Source organism: Streptomyces klenkii (genome assembly GCF_003626645.1).
GTDB classification, from domain to species: Bacteria; Actinomycetota; Actinomycetes; order Streptomycetales; family Streptomycetaceae; genus Streptomyces; species Streptomyces klenkii.
In genome coordinates this window covers 524,368-539,959 of sequence record NZ_RBAM01000001.1, presented here as the reverse complement: position 1 = coordinate 539,959, position 15,592 = coordinate 524,368, and the positions used below count along the sequence as shown (strand labels likewise).

Genomic DNA, 15,592 nt, shown 5'->3' with positions numbered 1-15,592 from the left:
TCCTACCACATGAACTGCCCGCCGTCGACGATCAGCTTCTGGCCGGTGACGTAGCCGCTGAGCGGGCCCACGAGGTATTCGAGGGCGTCGGCGATGTCGTCGGTGGAGCCGATGCGTCGTTGCGGGATCTCGGACAGCACGGCGGCGCGGTGCTGGGGTTCGTTCAGCCGGAACCGGGTGATGAGCTCCTCGGTTTCGGTCATGCCGGGGATCAGGCAGTTGACCCGGACGGTGGGGGCGAGCTCCAGTGCCAGGCACTTGGTGAACTGGAGCAGTCCCGCCTTGGCCGCGGCGTAGTTGACGCCGTTGAGCCGCGGGCGGATGCCCGTGGTGGCGCCGATGTTGACGACCGTGCCGTCTCCGGCGGCGAGCATGGCCGGGGCGAGCGCCTGGGTGAGGTGGAAGGGGCCGGACAGGTTGGTGTCCAGGACGCGGTGCCAGTCGGATTCGGTGAGGTCGAGGAAGGGGCGGTCGATGTTGATGCCGGCGTTGTTCACCAGCACGCGCGGGGTGCCGTGCTCGGTGAGGATGTGCCGGGCGGCCTCGCGCACGGAGCGGCGGTCGGCGACGTCGGCCTGTACGGCGATCAGGCCGTGCTCGTCGGCGGCCGCGCGTGCCGCTTCCTTGTCGGAGCGGTAGAGGGCGACGGTGCGGTGGCCCAGGCGGACGAGGCGCCGGGACAGGGCGAGGCCGATGCCGCGGGTGCCGCCGGTGACGACGGCGAGGGGGGCGGGGTCGGTCATCGTGCGGTCTCCAGTGGTGCGGTGGTCGGGCGGGCGGGGAACTCGACCGGGCAGGGGCCGGCGCGGGCGGTGATCAGCGGACTGTTCGGCGGGCCCGGTCGCCGGGTGAGCTCCATGAGCAGGCGTGCATCGGGGCGGGGGGCTGCGTCACTGTCCGCCGCGTGCCGTGCTGATCCATGCCGCTTGGGCGCGGATGGTGGGGTCGCGGAAGAAGTCGAGGACCGGGATCTGCACGCCGTGCTCTTCTTCGATCGCGGCGCGGGCGGTCATCACGTTGAGCGAGTGCGCGCCGTAGGCCAGGAGCGAGCGGTCGAGAGGGACGTCGGTGCGTCCGAGCAGCTTGCCCCACAGTTCCTGGAGCCAGGCCTGTAGCGGGTCGTCGGTCGTCGTGACCGCCCCGGTTCCGGAGCGGTCGGCCTCCTCGCGGATGGCCTGCCCGGCCTCCTTGAGGAGGGCCGTGCGGTCCACCTTGCCGTTGCGGGTGGTGGGCACGGAGTCGATCGCGAAGATCCGGGAGGGCACCATGTAGCCCGGGACCGCGCCGGCCACGTGCCGGCGGACGTCGTCGGGCTGAGCTGCGCTGCCGGCCTCCGGTACGAAGAACAGGATCAGCTGCCGGTCGGCTCCGTCTCCGAGGACGGCGGCCACGGTGAGGCGTACGCCGGGGTGAGCGGCGGCCGCGGTTTCCAGCTCGCCGAGCTCGACGCGGTAGCCGCGGATCTTGACCTGGTCGTCGTCGCGGCCCAGGAAGAGCAGGGTGCCGTGTTCGTCACGCAGCACCTGGTCGCCGGTGCGGTACATGCGGGCGCCGTCCTGCCCGGCGCGGGGGTCGTGCAGGAAGCGTTCGCCCGTGCGCTGAGCGTCGTTGACGTAGCCCTGCGCGGGGCAGGCGCCGCCGAGGTGGAGCTCGCCGGGCACGCCGCGGGGGGCGAGGTGGCCGGTGGCGTCCACCACGTGGGCGCTCACGTGGGTGATGGGGTGGCCGATGGGGACGTGGGAGGGCCACGGCTGCGTGTCGGCGGTGAGCCGGTGCGTGGTGACGGCGTGGGTTTCGGTGGGGCCGTAGAGGTTGACCAGGCGGATGTGCGGGCGGTCGGCGAAGAAGCGCCGGATGCCGTCGTCGAGGAGGAGCTGCTCTCCGGAGACGCACAGGTAGCGCAGGTGGGGCAGGTCGTCCCCGGAGTCCTGGGCGGCCCGGGTGAAGGGGCGCAGCGCGGCGACGGGGAGGTAGACGTGGGAGACCCGGTGGGCGCGCACCCGGGCGAGGACCGCGGGCAGGTCCCTGCGGTCGGCGGGCTCGCGGGAGACAAGGGTCCCGCCGGCGATGAGGGTGGGCAGGATCTCCTGGAAGGAGACGTCGAAGCCGAGGGGCGCGTATTGCAGGAAGCGGGTGTCTTCGCCCATCTCCAGCGCGTCGAGCTGCCAGGCGGTGAGGTTGACCAGCGGGCCGTTGTCCATCAGGACGCCCTTGGGGCGGCCGGTGGAGCCGGAGGTGAACATGATGTACACCCCGTCCTCGGCGCTTCCTTCGCCGTGCGGCGAGGGGTCCGGGCCGTCCTGTCCGCCCGCTGCGGTCAGTTCGGGCAGGGTCACCACCTCGGTGCCGTCGACCGGTCCGCGGCCGATGACCAGCCGGCAGCCGGCCTTTTCGGTCATGTACGCGAGCCGGTCGGCGGGCAGGGTCAGGTCCAGGGGCAGGAAGACCGCGCGCCGGGCGAGCGTGGCCAGGACGGCCACGACCGTGTCCACGAGCGTCGGCGTGGTGAGGCCGACGACGGTGCCGGGGCCGGCGCCGCGCCGGGCCAGCCCTGCCGCGGCGGAGCGGACGAGCGCGTCGAGCTCGCCGTAGGTCAGGGAGCGGCCGTCCTCTTCGACGGCGATCGCGCCGGGGCGCCGGGTCATGGCTGCGTGCACCCAGCGGTGCAGGCCGGGGTGGGGCGGCCGGCGCCAGTAGCCGTCGTGGGCATGGGAGTCGGCGAGGGGGGCGTCGGCGAAGAGGTCCGCCAGCACGGTCCCGGGGTGTTCGACGGCCCGGGCCAGCAGGGTGGTCAGCGAGTCGGCCAGGGCGTGGGCGAGCGGTTCGGGCAGGAGCTCGCGGTCGTGCTCCAGCTCCAGGAGCCAGCCGTCGGGGCCGGGGGTGACGCCCAGCCAGAGGTCGAACTTGGCGGTGCCGTTGCCGTGTTCGCGTACGCGGCGGACGGGTGAGCCGGGCTCCGCGCCGGTCGCGTCCTGCATGGCGAGCATGCAGGAGAAGACGGGGTTGCGGTTGGTCGTACGGTCCGGGTCCGCGTGGCGCACGATGCGGTCGAAGGAGACGGCGGCGTTGCTCCTGACCCGGTCCGCCTCGGCCTGGACCGTCTCCTTGACGAAGGTGTCGAAGCGCTGGTCCCAGCGGACGTCGACGACGAGCGGGAGCGTGTTGACGAAGAAGCCGCACAGGTCGAAGGAGCCCAGGGTGCGGCGCGCCATCACGGGGGTGCCGAAGACGACCGAGGTGTTGGCCGAGTGCCGGGCGAGGAGTGCCGCGTAGGCGGCCGAGAAGAACACGAACGGGCTGACGCCGAGCGCCGAGCAGAGGTCGTCGAGGGCTCGTGACTTCTCGGGGGCGAGCCGGATCTCGTGGCGTGCGCCGGTGAAGCCGGTGCCGGCGGGCCGGCCGGGGCGGGGGTTGAGGACGGTGGCGGGCACGGCGCGCAGGCGTTCGGCGAGGCCGGCGGCCGCCTGCTCGACGTCGTCGCCGTCGGCGGCCGCGACCTGTGCGGCCAGCTCCCGGTGCAGGGCGCGTTCGCGGGCGGTGCGCACGCGCTCGGTGTCGAGGTCGCCGCGCAGGGCGGCGTCGAGGTCGCGTACGAACTGGCGCAGCGAGAAGCCGTCGAAGACGAGGTGGTGCACGACCAGCAGCAGCGTTGCGCGGGAGCGGTCGTCGGTGTGCAGCAGGACGGCCTTCAGCAGCGGGGCCTGTGCGAGGTCGAAGACGGTGGCGCCGAGTTCGGCCAGCAGTTCCGCGCGGCGTGCGGCGAAGTGCGCCGTGCCGGTGGCCTCGGTGTGCAGGGGGGCCTGGTCGGGGACCGTGCCCAGGGTCGCGTGCGGAGTGGGCCGTTCGCGTACGGCGAGGCGGAGCGCGGGCTGGACGGCCAGGACTGCGGTGAGCGCCGTGCCGAGGTGGTCGTGGGTGAGTTCCGGGTCCAGTTCCAGTTCGGCCACGACGTTGTAGAGGTGCGGTACGGGCACCGTGCGGTGCACGACGAGGAGCCCTTGCTGGGCGCCGGTCAGCGGCAGCGTGGCGAGCTGCGGTGCGACGGTCATCGGACGCTCTCCACGGAGGATCGGAGACCTTCTGCCGCGGTGGAGGAGAGGAGGCCGTGCAGCCACTGCCGGAGGTCGCCGACCGTGCGGACCGCGGCCAGTCCGGTGGGGTCGATTTCCTGGTCCGGGTCGGGTATCAGTTCACTGGCGATCCGCAGGACGGACAGTGAATCCAGTCCGGCCTCGGCCAGCAGGGAATGGCTTTCGAAAGGCACGCGCACGTGCCTTCTGATAACCGAGATGATTTCCCCGTCGGTCACGTCGTCCGTACGGTTCATTACGCAGACTCCTCAGGCAACGGTCGCTCTTGATGACGCCCGGCTGATCATTCAGGAATTTCCGAAGGAGGGTCAACCGGAGATCTGCACTCCCATCGACAGAGTTGATGGGGCGCCGTGCACGGGAGTTGCCATAGGATTTTTCAATGGAAAAGAGGAGGCCGGTGGTTCCGGCCTCCTCTTTTCGGAGGGGAGGTGCTATGTCGTTTCTTCGGAGGGGAGGGGCTGTGTCGTTGCGCGGCGCCGTGCCCTTCGGGGGCCCGGCGCGCCGCCGTGCGTTACGCGCGCTCCTCGGCGAAGGCTTCCGCCAGCGCGTGGCGCGTCAGGACGCGCAGGAAGGGGAGGATGGTGACGGCGACCGAGGCGGCGAAGACCGCGAAGGCGAGCCGCAGGCCGAGCCATTCGGCCAGCAGTCCCATCAGGCCGGCGCCGATGGGCATGGCGCCCCAGCTGAAGAGGCGGCTCACGGCGTTGTAGCGGCCCAGCATTCCGTCGGGGACGAGGTGCTGCGCGATGGTCCGGGAGTTCACCGTCCACAGCGTGCCGCCCATGCCGCCGGCGAAGGCCGCGGCGGCGACCGCCCAGACGCTGGTGGTCAGCGCCGGCACGGCCATCATCGCGAAGGTGCCGACCAGATCGGCGAACATCACCCAGCGGCGGCCGAAGAGCCGGTTCACCCGGGTGACGGCGAGGGCGCCGACCAGGCCGCCGATGCCCAGGGCGCTCAGGATCGCGCCGTACTCGCGGGGGGTGACGTCCATGACGTCGGTGGCGAACAGCGGCATGAGCGCCAGCCAGGCGCCCCAGCAGGCGCACAGGACCGTCAGGATCAGGGCCATGGTGCGCAGCAGCACGTTCCGCCACAGGTAGCGCAGTCCGCCCGCGATCTGCTGGTTGACGCTCTCGGGCGCCGGCGCCGGCGCCGGCGTCTCCGTGGCCGTGGCCGTGGCCGCGACTGTGGCCGTGGCCGTGGCCGGGCGGGCTGCGCGGAAGCGTCCGGCGAGCAGGATCAGGACGAAGGCGGCGGCCAGGTACGACACCCAGGTCACGCCCAGGGCGAGGCCGGTGCCGGCCGCGAGGAGGAGGCCTCCGACGAAGGGGCCGCAGAACTCGTTGCAGACGGTCTCGGCCCCGGCGATCCAGGCGTTCGCGCGTTCGCGGCCCTCCGGCGGGGTCAGCGCCGGGATGAGGGCCGAGGCCGCGGTGAGCGCGATGACCTCGGCGACGCCGAGCACCGCGCCGGCGGCGCAGAGCACGGGGATGGTGATGCCCCCGTCCGCCGCGACCGGGATCAGCGCGCCGAGCGCCAGCAGCCGCAGGCCGTTGGCCGCCCACAGCAGGCGGCGGCGGTCGGCGCGGTCGACCAGCACCCCGACGTGGAGGGCCGCCAGCAGCCAGGGCAGGGACAGGGTGAGGGAGACCGCCGAGACCTGGGCCGGGGAGCCGGAGGCTTGGGTCGCGAGGAGCGGCAGGGCGATCTTGGTGACGCCGTCGGCGAGGTTGGTGATCGCGGTGAAGACCAGGAGGACGACGGTGTTGCGCGTGCCCTGGCGCGCGGAGGGCTCGGCGGCGGAATCCGCGATGTGCTGCGGGACGGAGTCCGCGGGGCGCCGCGGGGCGGACTCCACGGTGTGCTGTGAGACGGGCTCCGCGGCGTGACGCGGGGCGGGCTCCTCAGCACGCTCATCCACGCGAGTCGCTTGGACCTGGTCACTCATCAGTCGTCCCCTAACCGTCTAACGGCTTTACTGGTGATCACCGAGGGGTCGAGTCTGGCACAGCGCGGACCGCCTCCGCTACCCGGTCAATCTTTTAGCCGGTTAGCCGGATGTAGTCTGGTGACCTTCCTAGGAGGTGGCTCATGCTCGAAGCCCCGGCTTCGGCCCGGTTGATCGAAGCCTTTGCCAACACCGTCGACGTGGAGCTCGGAACCGACGAGCTCGACACGGCGGGCGGACTCTCCGCCTGGCTGGCCGACCAGGGGTTGCTCGACCGCGGCCGCCGGGTCGGCGCCGAGGACCACGCCCTGTGCCTGCGCCTGCGCACCGGCATCCGCGAGGAGCTGGGCGTCCACGTGGGCGACACCGCCGATACGGCACTCCTGGCCGGCGCCGACGACGCACTGCGCGAACTGCCCGTGCTCATCACCGTCCGCCGCGGCACCGGCGACGGCGGCGCCCCCTCCCCCGCCCTCTCCCCCGTCCCCGGGCTGCCGCCGGTCAGGAAGGCGCTGGCCGGCCTCGCGATCGCCTGGAGCGAGCTGACCGTCACCGGTGAGGCGGCCCGGCTCAAGCGCTGCGCCGAGCACGGCTGCGCCTGGGTCTTCTGGGACGTCTCGAAGAACCGCAGCCGCCGCTGGTGCTCGATGCGCATCTGCGGCAACCGCGCCAAGGCCCGCCGGTACAGCGCGAAGCAGGCTGCAACGTCGACGGGCCGGCCCGCCTGAGGGATCTCAGGCAGGCCGGCCCGGTCTTACGGATCCGCCCCGTCGCGCGTCGCAGGAGCGCCGCCGTCAGCGGACCGTGGCCGGCAGCAGCTTGGCCACGAGGTCGGCGACCTGGCGGACGGCGTCGCCCCGCAGCAGTGCGTAGTGGTCGGTGGGCAGGCGCACCGTCACCGGCTCAGTGGTGAAAAGACGCTGCCACCGCGCCACGTCCTCGTCGGTCAGATCGGCGGCCACCAGCAGCCCCGGGGCGTCGGCGACGGCCGCGTCCCGGTACCGGCTCATGGCCGCCACGTGCCGCGCGTGCAACGTGTACCGGGCGTGCAGCGCCTCGGCCGGTGCCTCGCCCCCGGCGGCCCGCAGCAGCGCGGCGAGCACACCGATGCCCCGCTCGGCCCGCTGCTCCAGGTGCAGCCGGTCCGGTGGCCGCACCGCCGCGTCCGCGGCGCGCAGCACGTTGCGCGCGAAGGCGTCGAGATCGCCCCGGTCGGGATCGCTGAAGGCGCCGGGGGTGGGCGAGTCGAGCAGGAGGAGCGGCGGGCAGCGATGGCCGCGCCGTTTGAGCCCGGCCGCCATCGCGTGGGCCAGCAGCCCGCCCATGGACCAGCCGCCCAGCAGGTCCGGCAGCCGCCCGTCGGAGAGCAGCGGTTCGAGGTAGCGCTCCGCCATGGCCTCGACGGTCGTCGCGCCCGCACCGTCGCTCTCGCTCTCGACGGTCGTCGCGCCCGTACCGTCGTCCTCGCTGACGGTCACCCGCCAGTCGGCGGGCAGCGCGTCGACCAGGGCGCGGTAGGGGATCCTGCCCACGCCCGCACCGTGGACCAGGTGCAGGTGCGGGCCGCCGGGCTCTCCGTCCCGCATGGTCACGGGTCCGCTGTCACGGGCGACGGCCGGGCCGCTGCCCGGCGCGTCCGCTCCGGCCGGTGCGAGCAGCTCGGCCATCCGCCGCGGTGTGGGTTCGTCGAGCCACTCCGCCACGTCCAGCTGCCGGCCCGTGTTCGTCTCCACCAGGGCGACGAGTTCGAGGACCTGCAATGAGTGCCCGCCCGCGTCGAAGAAGTCGTCGTCCATGCGCACGTCCGTGCCGAGCACGCGCTGCCAGTGGGCGAGCACGTCAGCGGCGGGCTCGGCGGATGACGCGGCGCGTTCGGGGGCGGCGGCGCTCTGCGGCAGCGCGGGGACGCCCGCGGCGGACCGCGAGGAGACCTGGAGGTCACGGACGAGCACGCCCGGGGAGGCCGAAGCGAGCAGCACGCTCTCGATGTCGTTCAGGAAGGCCCGTACGGTGCTCTCCCGCAGCTGGTCCGTGTCGTACTCGATCTCCAGGACGGTGTGCCCCCCTTCCTCGAAGATGCCGACTAGGAGCTGGCATCGTGCGCTGGTCGAGGGGCTGGGCAGCAGCTGTGCCGGCTCGTGGCCGAGCGAGAGCCCGGAGCCTATTCCTCCGTGGTGGGTGATCAGCACGGGAGGCGTCGAGCCGAGGGCCGCCCGGTCCTTCGCGGACAGCTCTGCGAACACCTCGGAGAAGCCGACGTGCTGGTAGGGCAGGCTCCCCCAGAGGCCGTCCCGCGCACGGCCGACGACGTCGTCGAAGCCCTCGTCGTCCGTGACCGCGTCCGGCAGCAGCACCGTGTTGGCGCAGTACCCGACGCGCCGCTGGTCCTCCGGGCTCATGCGGTTCGCCACGACGACACCGAGGGCGGTCCGTCCCGATGCCCCGCCCCGGGCCAGCACCGCGCGGACCGCGGCGAGCTGCACCGCGAAGGCCGTGCAGCCCACCCGCTGGGCGACGGCCGCGACGGCCGCCCGGGCACCGCCGGAGAGCCGGTGCCGCAGCGCCGCTCCGGAGGAGTGTGTTCCGGACGGGCCGTCGGGCACGAGTGCGGCCGCCTTCACTCCGCGCAGCTGCCCGGTCCAGAACGCACGGTCGCTGACGGCCCGCGGACCGGTCCGGGCCTGCTGCCCGAACTCCCGGTACGGCACGGCCGCTTCCGGGAACACCTGCGCGGCGTCGAGACCCGGCCCGCGCTCCAGCACCGCCTCGTAGGCGGCCTTCAGGTCGTCCATCACCAGTTGCAGCGCCCAGCCGTCAAGGATCGAGTGGTGCACCGTGACCAGCAGTTCCTCGACGGGACCCGCGGCGACGAGCGCAAGCCGGGCCAGCGGCACGGATTCCAGGTCGAACGGTGCCGCGTGGAACTGTGCGGCCACGTCATCGAGCAGCGCCTCGGGCGTTCGGTCGCCGGGCGCCTCGTCCCAGCCCACCTCTTGCAGCGTCCCCTCGCCGGTGGCGTGGATCAGCTGCACGACCGCCTCTCCACGGCGGGCGAAGCCCGTGCGCAGGGCCTCGTGCCGGTCCACGACGAGCTGCCAGGCCGCGGCCAGGGCCGCCCGGTCGAGCCGGTTCACCCGAAGCCGCCAGGTGAGGTTGTAGAGGTCCTTGCGCTCAGCGCGGTGCTGAATCCACCACAGGGCTTCCTGAGCGGGCGAACTGGGGAGTTCTTCGGGTGCCGGAGTCATGGGTCCTCACCGGGAATCGGGAGCCGTGTACAGCCGTGTGAGCCGTGTACAGCCGCATACAGCCGTCTGCACGGAATCGAGAGGGCAGCGGCATGATCGCCGCAGGAGGGCGGCGACGGCAAACACGGGATTCGGATTCTCTATGGCCGCGCCCGGTCCGGCACACCTGCCCTTGACGGATTTCGGCCGCGTATAAATACCATCCTCGCGACGCCCTCGGCATCAATTCCCTTCCCTTTTACCGGCGCCGGCAGTTCCCGCGCCCTTGCAGTGCGCCGCCGCGCGAAGCACCCCGCAACGCGCCACGGGAGGCGTCACGGAACGCGTCACGGAAGAGGACCGGACACCATGAACGCCACCTGGACCATGTACGACTGGTTCGCCGGCTCCGTCGCCGAGCACGGCGACCGGCGGACCGCACTCGAAGTCGCCGGGGAGCACCTGACCTACGCCGCACTCGACGCCGCCGCCCACCGGCTGGCGGGCGAGCTCGTCGCCGAGCACGGCGGCGTCCCGTCCCGGGTCGGCCTGCTGGCGGCGCGGAGCACGACCGCGTACGCCGGGTACCTCGCCGTGCAGCGGCTCGGCGCCACGGTCGTGCCGCTCAACCCGGCCTTCCCCGCGTCCCGCAACGCGACGATCGCGCGCGACGCACGCCTGGATCTCGTCATCGCCGAGGAGAGCGCGCCCGGCCACGCGGAGATGCCCGTTCCGGTCTTGCGCGTCTCCGCCGAGCGGATGGCCGGACTGTGCACGGGCCCCGTGCCCACGCTCCCGAAGTCCGCGGCCGGGCCCGACGACCTCGCCTACATCCTGTTCACCTCGGGCTCGACGGGACGGCCCAAGGGCGTGCCCATCACGCACCGCAACGTCTCGGCCTTTCTCGGCCACGTCATTCCGCGCTACGAACTGGGCCCGGGCGCCCGCGTCTCCCAGACGTTCGACCTGACCTTCGATCCGTCGGTGTACGACATGTTCGCCGCGTGGGGTTCCGGTGCCACGCTCGTCGTGCCGGGCAAGCGCGAACTGCTCTCGCCGGTGCGGTTCGTCAACCGCCGGCGCATCACCCACTGGAACTCCGTCCCGTCCGTGGCCTCCATCGCCCTGCGGCTGCGCGCGCTGGAGCCCGGCTCCATGCCGACGCTGCGCTGGAGCCTGTTCTGCGGTGAGGCGCTGACCGTGACCCACGCGGAGGCCTGGCGCGCCGCGGCCCCGCACGCCACGCTGGAGAACACGTACGGCCCCACGGAAATGACCGTGACCTGGACGGAGTTCCGGTTGCCCGCGCGCACGGAGGACTGGCCCCGGCCGTCCAACGGAACCGTTCCCATCGGCACTCCCTACCCAGGGCAGGAGCACCTCGTCGTCGACGAGGCCGGCCGGCCCGCCCAGGAGGGCGAGCTGTGCGTACGCGGCTCGCAGCGGTTCCCCGGATATCTGGACCCGGCCGACAATGCGGGCAGGTTCTTCTCCTTCGATGAGGAGAGGGACGGGGAGAGAGACGGGGGCCGGGCTCGTCCCTATGACGGCTCGGAGCCGCTCACATCCCGGCACTGGTATCGCACGGGCGACCGTGTGACGACCGCCGACGGCGTGCTCGTCCACCTCGGGCGGCTCGACCACCAGCTCAAGATCCGCGGATACCGCGTCGAGCTCGGCGAGATCGAGTCCGCGCTGCTCGCGCAGCCCGGGGTGACGGAAGCCGTCGTGGTCGCCCTGCACGGCCCCGACGGCGAGACCGGCCTCGCGGCCGCGTACACCGGTTCCGTACAGGACACGGAAGTCCTCCTTGAGCGACTCGGCGAGCGGCTCCCCGCGTACATGGTGCCGGGAAGCATCACCGCGCTGGACGCGCTGCCCCTCAACGCGAACGGCAAGGTGGACCGGGGAGTTCTGGCCGCCATGCTCGTCACGGAGAAGCCGTCGGCCGCCGCCTGATCCGCTCTTTACTTTGTCCGCTCCCGTCCTCCCCGGCGGACATGCGACGACCGGGCTCCCTCCGCGGGAACCCGGTCGTCATTCTGCTGCGGCCGGAGGCATTCGGCCGGGCGTGCCTCGCGTCCTCAGCAGGTCTCGCGTACTCAGCAGGCCGGCTCCAGCTCGCGGTCTAACGGCGCCTCCTGCTCTTCCATCACCTGCTGCGCCGCGTCGAGCACCGTGCGGAACAGGGGGTTGTCCTCAAGGCCGCGGCGCCACACGCACTGGGAGAAGACCTCGAACGGCGGCTGCCAGTCGATGCACCGCAGCTGCCCGAGCCGAAGTTCCTCAGCGACGGCGACGGTGGGCAACAGCGCCATGCCGATGCCCTCACCAACGCTGCGCTTGACCGCGTCCACCGAGCCGAGGGCGAGGATGCCGGCACCCGATCCCCCCGCTTCGGCCAGCGCGGTCTCGAAGCTGTGCTGGTAGCCGCTCCCCCGGTGGGCGCAGGCCACGGTGTGGGGGGCGAGGTCCGCGGTGGACCGTACGGGTGCGCCGACCAGCGGGTGCGACGGGTGAGCCACCAGGGTCAGGCGTTCGGGGCGCAGCACAAGGTGGTTGACGTCCTCCGCCGTGGTGCGGGAGCCGATGAAGAACGCGCAGTCGACCTGCTCGTCGCGCACGAGCGACACCGCGTCGTCGCTCAGCGACCGCAGTGACACCTCGAGCGCCTGGTGCCTGAGGTGCAGGTACTCGATGACCGGGATCAGCCGGTAGGTGGTGAGGCACTCGGCGGCACCGATCACCAGCGAGGGCGGGGTACCGGCGGGGCCCGATACGGACTCCAGGGCCAGTTCGCTGAGCCGTACGATGCGGCGCGCGTAACGGTGCAGCCGGCGGCCTGCGGGGGTGAGCCGGGCTCCCTCGGCCGTACGGTGGAGGAGGCACGTTTCGAGCGTCTGCTCAAGGGCCTTGATCCGAGCGGTGACCGTCGGCTGGGCGAGTCCCAGGAGGCGGGCCGCTTCGGTGAAGCTGCCGGCCTCGGCGACCGCCAAGAACGCGCAGAGATGTTTGATGTTCATCGGTCAGCTCACGAACACCGCGGTGGAACCGGTACTACTCGTGCCGTTGCCGTCGGAGACGGTGCCACGCCCGGCCATCTCCGGCGTGGCGCGTACACGAGCACACATCCTGAATCGAATCACGCCAATCTCCCCCATCTCGCTTGATTCTGCATTCTGCGGTAGTTGATATGCCCGTACTGCTCGCTTTACGCGGAGGCGACTCCTCTACCGTTCGCCAGGCGTCGGCCAGTCGATGTCGTGGGCGGACGGACCCGCCGCCACGATGCCGGCGGGGGCCGGTGGGGTGGTGCCGTTGCCCGAGGCCGGCCAGTCAATGTCTGCCGCGGTGAAGGCCGCGGATGACAGGGCGAGAAGGAGGGGAACACCGATGAGCAGTCTGCGGACGGACTTGTTCACGTTTTCTCCAGTAAGAGAGCACAGAAAACCGGGCCGCTAAGGAGAGGGAAGGGAAGACAACCCTGCGGTGCCGGCTGCTGAACTGGATCGTAGTGTTGGCCAGTTCAGCATGGCAACGACTTGCCAAGAACTGACAAGTCAAGATCCGCATCGAGCATGGGCCGGGGTGAAACTCAAGTACAGGGCGGGCAAAGCAGTTGCCAACCTTCCATGATCACTTCTACACTTCCCTGCGGGGATCGACTCCCCGTTACGGCGACGGGACGTCCCGTCCGCCACGGGGGAACACCGTTGAACACCCTGAATAATGGGATTCGGATGCTAGAACAGCCGCGATTCGGGCAACGTCTCAAGGAACTGAGGCGCATGCGTGGGCTTTCCCAGGCTGCACTCGTGGGTGACGGAATCTCCACAGGCTATCTGTCGCGCCTCGAATCAGGCGCGCGGCCGCCCACCGAGCGCGTCGTCACCTACCTGGCGAAGCGGTTGGACGTCGACCTCAGCGCCTTCGACATGCCCCCGAGCGGAACGACCCTCGCCCAGGCCCTGAGCATCGCCGCCTCCGCGGAGTGCGAGGAGGCCATGGACGCGCTCCTGGATTGCCTCGACCGCACGGACCGCACGGACTGCACCGACCCGCTCCTGCGCTGGCAGGCGCTCTGGATGGTCGCCCGCCGGTGGAACAAGCGCGGCGACAAGACCCGGGAGCTCGTCTGCCTCGAAGAGCTGAGCCGGATCGCCGATGAACTCGGCCTGCCCGAACTGCGGTGCCGGGCCTGGGTGTCGCTCGCCCGCTGCCTGCGCTCGACCGGCGAGGTGAACCGGGCCATCAACGTCGCGAGCTGTGCCGTCCGCATCGCCAAGGAATCCCGCCTCTCGGTCTCCGACACCGGTGCCGCTCTGATGGTGCTGGTCTCCGCCGAGGCCGAAGAGGGCCGCCTCCCCGACGCACGCGCCCACGTCGACGAGCTGATCGAGCTGATCGGAGACCGCAACGGAACCCTCAAGGCCGAAGCCTTGTGGTCTGCCGCGACGGTACGGTTCCGGCAGGGCGATCAACAGGCCGCCGGCGAGTACCTGGAGCGCGCCATCGACGGGCTCGACAGCTACTCCGACCTCACGCTGTGGATCCGCCTGCGACTGGCAGCGGCTTCCCTGTCCCTCCAGAGCGCGCCGCCTCGCACCGGCACCGCCGCCGAGCGCCTCAAGGAGGCGGAGTCGGCGCTCGCCTTCGCCTGCACTCCCCTGCTCGCCCAGGAACTCCTGACCCTCAAGGCCCACCTCGCCTTCGAGGACCAGCGCTTCACCGACGCCCGCGCCCTCCTGGACGAACTGCACCAGGACGAACTGCTCCTGACCTACAGGGACCGCATCCGCCTCGGAGTTCTCGACGCGCGGCTGCTGATCACGGAGGGCCGGCTGAGGAACGGCCTGCAACAGCTCAAGGAACTCGGCGAAGAAGCCCACAGGGCGTGCAACGTAGACCTGTCCGCAGAAATCTGGCGCATCCTCGCCGAGGCCCTGGAACACACCCACGGCCCCTTGGACTCGGCGGGCTCCTGACTCCGGGGAGGGCGGGGCCTGCCGAGTGAGGGCATCGGGTGAGGGGATCGAGCTATTGCGTGAGCACCGGCAGGGATTCCAGGCCCCGCATGAGCCGCGTGCAACGCCACCGCAGCTCTTCGGGCGCTACCGCGAGGCGAAGTCCAGGGTGCCGGGTCAGGAGCGTGCGGAGGGCGGTCTCCGTCTCGGCCAGAGCCAGCGGCGCGCCCAAACAACGGTGGATTCCGTAGCCGAATGCCAGATGGCCCCTGGCGTCGCGATCGGCGTCGGGACGGTTGGGCGCCGGGTATCGGGCAGGGTCTCGGTTGGCTGCTCCGGGCGAGATGAGCACGGGTACACCGGCGGGGATTTCGGCCCCGCCGAGGGTGATCGCTTGAGTGCTGTACCGGAAGGTGGCGATGCCGACCGGCGAGTCGTAGCGCAGCAGTTCATCCAGCAGGGTGCCGATTTTTTCAGGATCGCTTCGTACGCGGTCGAGGAGGGCGGAGTGCTGGAGGAGAGCCAGCACGGCGTTACCGATGAAGTTCGTGGTGGTTTCATGGCCGGCGACGAGCAGGAGAACGGCGAGGGAGACGAGCTCGTCCTCGGTGAGCTGTTCGCCTTCGTCCCTGGCGGTGATGAGGTCGTGCAGAAGGCTGTCGTCCCGGACGCGACGCTTGGCCTCGATGAGATCGGCCATGTATCCGGCCACTGCGTGGGAGGCAGCGTCGATCCGTTGGGGCTGCCCGGCGGCGAACAGGTCGTTCGACCAGGTGCGCACCTGGTCCCGGTCGGCCTCGGGCACGCCGAGCAGCTGGCAGATGACCGTGACCGGCAGCGGGATGGCGAGGCCGGCGACAAGGTCGGCTTCACCGTTTTTGGGAAGGGCGTCGAGGAGGCCGTCGACGGTGTGCTGGACGTATGGGCGCAGGCGGGTCACGGCGCCCGCGGTGAACGCTTTGGTCACCAGGCGGCGCAGGCGGGTGTGCTCGGGAGGGTCGGTGGCGAGCATGGTGCGGGCGACCGCGGGGTGAAGGCTGCGGCCGGAGGAGCGGCCGGCGAAGAACCGGGCGGTGTCCTTGGACAGTCCCGGGTGTGTGAAGGCCGTCTTCGCCTCGGCATAGCCGGTGACGAGGTAGCCGGGCCTGCCGCCGGATCCGGCGGTCACCTGCTGCACAGGCGCTGCCGCCCGGAGTTCGTCGTAGAAGGGGTAGGGGTCCTGGAGGAACTCCGGGCACGACAGCGGGTCGCTCATTGTGATCTCCTTGCTGCTCCGCCGGGTCTGCCGCGGCCCGGTCCGGGCTCGACGGATACAGCCATCCCTTTGCCAGCACATTACCTTATGAAGGTGGGTCAAAG

Annotated in this window: 11 protein-coding genes; 3 read left to right on the top strand and 8 right to left on the bottom strand. The window is 71.5% G+C overall.

All coding sequences use genetic code 11. The features are described 5' to 3' along the window. Positions 1–2 precede the first annotated feature (2 nt). From D7231_RS01965 to D7231_RS01950, 4 genes are all read right to left on the bottom strand, one after another. On the bottom strand, positions 3–743 hold the full coding sequence (locus D7231_RS01965) for an SDR family NAD(P)-dependent oxidoreductase (protein ID WP_120753125.1): 741 nt from the start codon (positions 741–743) through the stop codon (positions 3–5). Positions 744–890: 147 nt separating this feature from the next. Beyond that, a complete protein-coding gene (locus tag D7231_RS01960; protein WP_120753124.1) occupies positions 891–4,049 on the bottom strand; it encodes a non-ribosomal peptide synthetase in 3,159 nt (1,052 codons plus the stop codon). After that, positions 4,046–4,327, bottom strand: a complete 282-nt coding sequence (locus tag D7231_RS01955; RefSeq protein ID WP_120753123.1) for an acyl carrier protein — start codon at positions 4,325–4,327, stop codon at positions 4,046–4,048. Before D7231_RS01955 ends, D7231_RS01960 begins: the two co-directional genes overlap by 4 nt. A 278-nt stretch (positions 4,328–4,605) precedes the next feature. Next, positions 4,606–5,910, bottom strand: coding sequence for an MFS transporter (locus tag D7231_RS01950; RefSeq protein WP_241999546.1), 1,305 nt, complete (start codon positions 5,908–5,910; stop codon positions 4,606–4,608). Between the two features lie 278 nt (positions 5,911–6,188). Here D7231_RS01950 and D7231_RS01945 point away from each other — a divergent pair, with 278 nt between their 5' ends. After that, positions 6,189–6,773, top strand: coding sequence for a CGNR zinc finger domain-containing protein (locus tag D7231_RS01945; protein WP_120753121.1), 585 nt, complete (start codon positions 6,189–6,191; stop codon positions 6,771–6,773). Between the two features lie 66 nt (positions 6,774–6,839). On the opposite strand, the gene D7231_RS01940 is transcribed toward D7231_RS01945, so the two are convergent. Then, positions 6,840–9,290 (bottom strand): condensation domain-containing protein, encoded by a 2,451-nt coding sequence (locus D7231_RS01940; protein ID WP_120753120.1) that lies wholly within the window; start codon positions 9,288–9,290, stop codon positions 6,840–6,842. A gap of 348 nt (positions 9,291–9,638) precedes the next feature. Between D7231_RS01940 and D7231_RS01935 the strand changes: the two genes are divergently transcribed. After that, on the top strand, positions 9,639–11,228 hold the full coding sequence (locus tag D7231_RS01935; RefSeq protein ID WP_120753119.1) for an amino acid adenylation domain-containing protein: 1,590 nt from the start codon (positions 9,639–9,641) through the stop codon (positions 11,226–11,228). Positions 11,229–11,371: 143 nt separating this feature from the next. On the opposite strand, the gene D7231_RS01930 is transcribed toward D7231_RS01935, so the two are convergent. Both D7231_RS01930 and D7231_RS01925 read right to left on the bottom strand, forming a co-directional pair. Continuing rightward, entirely contained in the window at positions 11,372–12,292 is a 921-nt protein-coding gene (locus D7231_RS01930; protein WP_120753118.1) for a LysR family transcriptional regulator, read from the bottom strand. Between the two features lie 207 nt (positions 12,293–12,499). Then, complete coding sequence (locus D7231_RS01925) at positions 12,500–12,691, bottom strand: hypothetical protein (protein ID WP_120753117.1); 192 nt, start codon at positions 12,689–12,691, stop codon at positions 12,500–12,502. A 318-nt stretch (positions 12,692–13,009) separates the two neighbouring features. Here D7231_RS01925 and D7231_RS01920 point away from each other — a divergent pair, with 318 nt between their 5' ends. Then, positions 13,010–14,254: a helix-turn-helix domain-containing protein gene (locus tag D7231_RS01920; protein ID WP_120753116.1), complete on the top strand. Its 1,245-nt coding sequence runs from the start codon at positions 13,010–13,012 to the stop codon at positions 14,252–14,254. Between the two features lie 52 nt (positions 14,255–14,306). Here the strand turns inward: D7231_RS01920 and D7231_RS01915 are convergent, their stop codons facing one another. Continuing rightward, on the bottom strand, positions 14,307–15,488 hold the full coding sequence (locus tag D7231_RS01915; protein WP_120753115.1) for a cytochrome P450 family protein: 1,182 nt from the start codon (positions 15,486–15,488) through the stop codon (positions 14,307–14,309). Positions 15,489–15,592: the final 104 nt, after the last annotated feature.